The following is a 2,628-nucleotide window of genomic DNA, read 5'->3' as shown; positions in this document are numbered from 1 at the left end:
GCGCGGCGACGTGCTGCCCACGGGGCGCAACCTGTACGCGATCGATCCGCGCGCGGTGCCGACGCGCTCGGCGCATGCGCAGGGCATCAAGCTCGCCGAGGAACTGTTGCGCCGCCATCTGCAGGAACACGGCGACTGGCCGAAGGGCCTCATCGTCGACCTCTGGGGCTCGGCGACGATGCGCACCGGCGGCGAGGAGTTTGCCATGGCGCTGCATCTTGCCGGCGTCGCGCCGCGCTGGGACCAGGTCTCCGGCCGCCTCACCGGCTTCGAGATCATCGCAGCCGCCGAACTCGGCCGCCCGCGGATCGACGTGACCTTGCGCATCTCCGGGCTGTTCCGCGACGTCTTCGCGCCGCTCGCGCAATTGTTCGATGCGGCTGCGGAAGCGCTGTCGCAACGTGAATGGGAAGGCGCGGAAAATCCGTTCATCGCGCGGGCGCCGCGCGTCTTCGGGCCGCGACCCGGCCATTATGGCGTCGGCGGCATCGCTTCCCGCGACGCGTTCGCGCGCGCTGCGCGTGATGAAGCGGGCGAGGCCTGGCTTGCGGCGTCGTCCTGGTCGTTCACGGCCCACGGCACGGCGACGCCGGACCGCGCCGGCATCGAGGCGCGACTGGCCCGCGCCGACGCTTTCGTCCATGTGCAGGACCTGCCCGAGACCGATCTCTTGCTTGCCGCGGACTATCCGGCCCACGAAGCCGGCGTGGCGGCTGCCGCCGCAAAGCTCGGCTCCAGGCCCGCGCTCTATCATCTCGATGCGACCCGGCCGGAGATGCCGCGCGCGCGGACGCTGACGGAGGAGATCGTCCGCGTGGTGCGTGCGCGCGCCGCCAATCCGGATTGGATCGCCGGCATGATGCGGCACGGCTTCCGCGGCGCCGCCGAGATCGCGGCGACGCTGGAGCACATGGCGGCATTCGCGCACCTGGCCGACGTCGTGCCGTCGCATCTGTTCGACCTCTATTACGAGGCGACCCTCGGCAACGAGGATGTTTGCCGGTTCCTCGCGCGGGAGAATCCGCAGGCGTTCGCCGCGATCGAGGATTGCTTCGCCCGGCTGCACGCGGCATCGCTGTGGCTGACGCGGCGCAATTCCATCGCGGCGTCGTTGCGGCGGGCGTCATGAGTAAATTCGCCATCAAAGGCTGGTGTCCGAGCGCGCTGCGGCCGATGCCGTCGGGCGACGGGCTCGTGGTCCGGATCAGGCCGCGCTGCGGCCGGCTGTCCGCGGCGCAGGCGGCCGGTATCGCCGGTCTGTCGCAACGCTGCGGCAACGGCGTCCTCGACCTGACCGGCCGCGCCAATCTGCAAATCCGCGGCGTCTCGGAAGCGAGCCATCGGCCGCTGGTCGAAGGGCTCGACCAGCTCGGGCTGGTCGATGCCGCGCTGCAATCGGAAGCCCAGCGCAACATCCTGGTCGCGCCATTCTGGACGCAACGCGATGATACGCCGTCGTTCGCGGGGGAACTCGAACAGGCGCTCGCGGCGCATCCGATCGGGCTGCCGGAGAAATTCGGCTTCGCGGTCGATTGCGGCGAGCATCGCGCGCTGGCGCAGGCGCCGGCCGATATCCGGATCGAGCGCGGACACGATGGCGGCGTGATCCTGCGTGCGGACGGCGCCTCGCGCGGCCGAAGGCTGTCGCGAAGCAGCCTCGTTCCGGGCGCGCTCGCGCTCGCCGAATGGTTCATCGCCTCCGGCGGCGCGGACCATGGAAGAGGCCGCATGGCTGCGCATGTCGCGAGTGGTGCGAGGCTTCCCGACATGCTGGCCGGAGAGACGCAGCCGGCCGGCGCACTCGCCCGGCCGGCGCCCGGACCTTGCGTCAATGGCGTGCTCGTCGGCTTTGCCTTCGGTCAGCTACAGGCGGAGACGCTGGCCTATCTTTCGAGCCTTGCGCCGGGCCTGCGTCTGACGCCGTGGCGCATGCTGCTGGTCGAAGGCCTGCAGGAAGCGCCCGAGTGCGAGGGCCTCGTGACGCAGCCGGACGATCCGCTGTTGCGGGTGGTCGCCTGCACCGGCGCGCCGATTTGCCCGCAGGCATTCGCGGAAACGCGCCGATTCGCGGCGGCGCTTGCGCCGCATGTCCCGGCGAACGCGCGTCTTCATGTCTCCGGCTGCGCCAAGGGTTGTGCTCATCCGGCGACGGCTGCGGTCACGCTGGTGGGAAGCGCTGATGGTTTCGATCTCGTTCGGCACGGCAGCGCGCGCGACGTGCCGATGATGCGCGGGATCGATCCCGAGGACATCCTCGCCGATCCCTCTGTGTGGCTCGGAGCGCGCTGATGCCGCACGCCTACGAGACCGATGGCGCGGCGATCTACCGGCAATCCTTTGCGACCATTCGGCGCGAGGCCGATCTGGCACGCTTCACTGCCGAGGAGGAGCCGGTCGTGGTGCGCATGATCCATGCCGCCGGCATGGTCGGGCTCGAAGCGCACATCCGCTTCACGCCGGGCATGGCGGTCGCGGCGCGCGCCGCGCTGCGCGACGGCGCGCCGATCCTGTGCGACGCCCGCATGGTCTCGGAAGGAATTACCCGTGTACGCCTGCCCGCGCGCAACGAAATCATCTGCACGCTCGGCGATGCCGCAGTGCCGGCGCTTGCCGAATCCATGCACAACA

3 protein-coding genes are annotated in these 2,628 nt (G+C 70.4%); all 3 read left to right on the top strand.

The window, feature by feature from the left end:
• On the top strand, nt 1-1,129 hold a 1,129-nt coding region (locus JOY90_RS20310; protein ID WP_291692891.1), incomplete at its 5' end, for a cobaltochelatase subunit CobN.
• On the top strand, nt 1,126-2,289 hold the full coding sequence (gene cobG / locus JOY90_RS20305; protein ID WP_291692890.1) for a precorrin-3B synthase: 1,164 nt from the start codon (nt 1,126-1,128) through the stop codon (nt 2,287-2,289). The genes JOY90_RS20310 and cobG, both read left to right, overlap by 4 nt.
• Nucleotides 2,289-2,628 (top strand): precorrin-8X methylmutase (locus JOY90_RS20300; RefSeq protein ID WP_291692889.1); only part of this gene is annotated, 340 nt, incomplete at its 3' end. The genes cobG and JOY90_RS20300, both read left to right, overlap by 1 nt.

This window comes from Bradyrhizobium sp. (assembly GCF_019242285.1).
Classification (GTDB): domain Bacteria; phylum Pseudomonadota; class Alphaproteobacteria; order Rhizobiales; family Xanthobacteraceae; genus Bradyrhizobium.
This window is presented reverse-complemented; position numbering and strand designations above follow the sequence as displayed.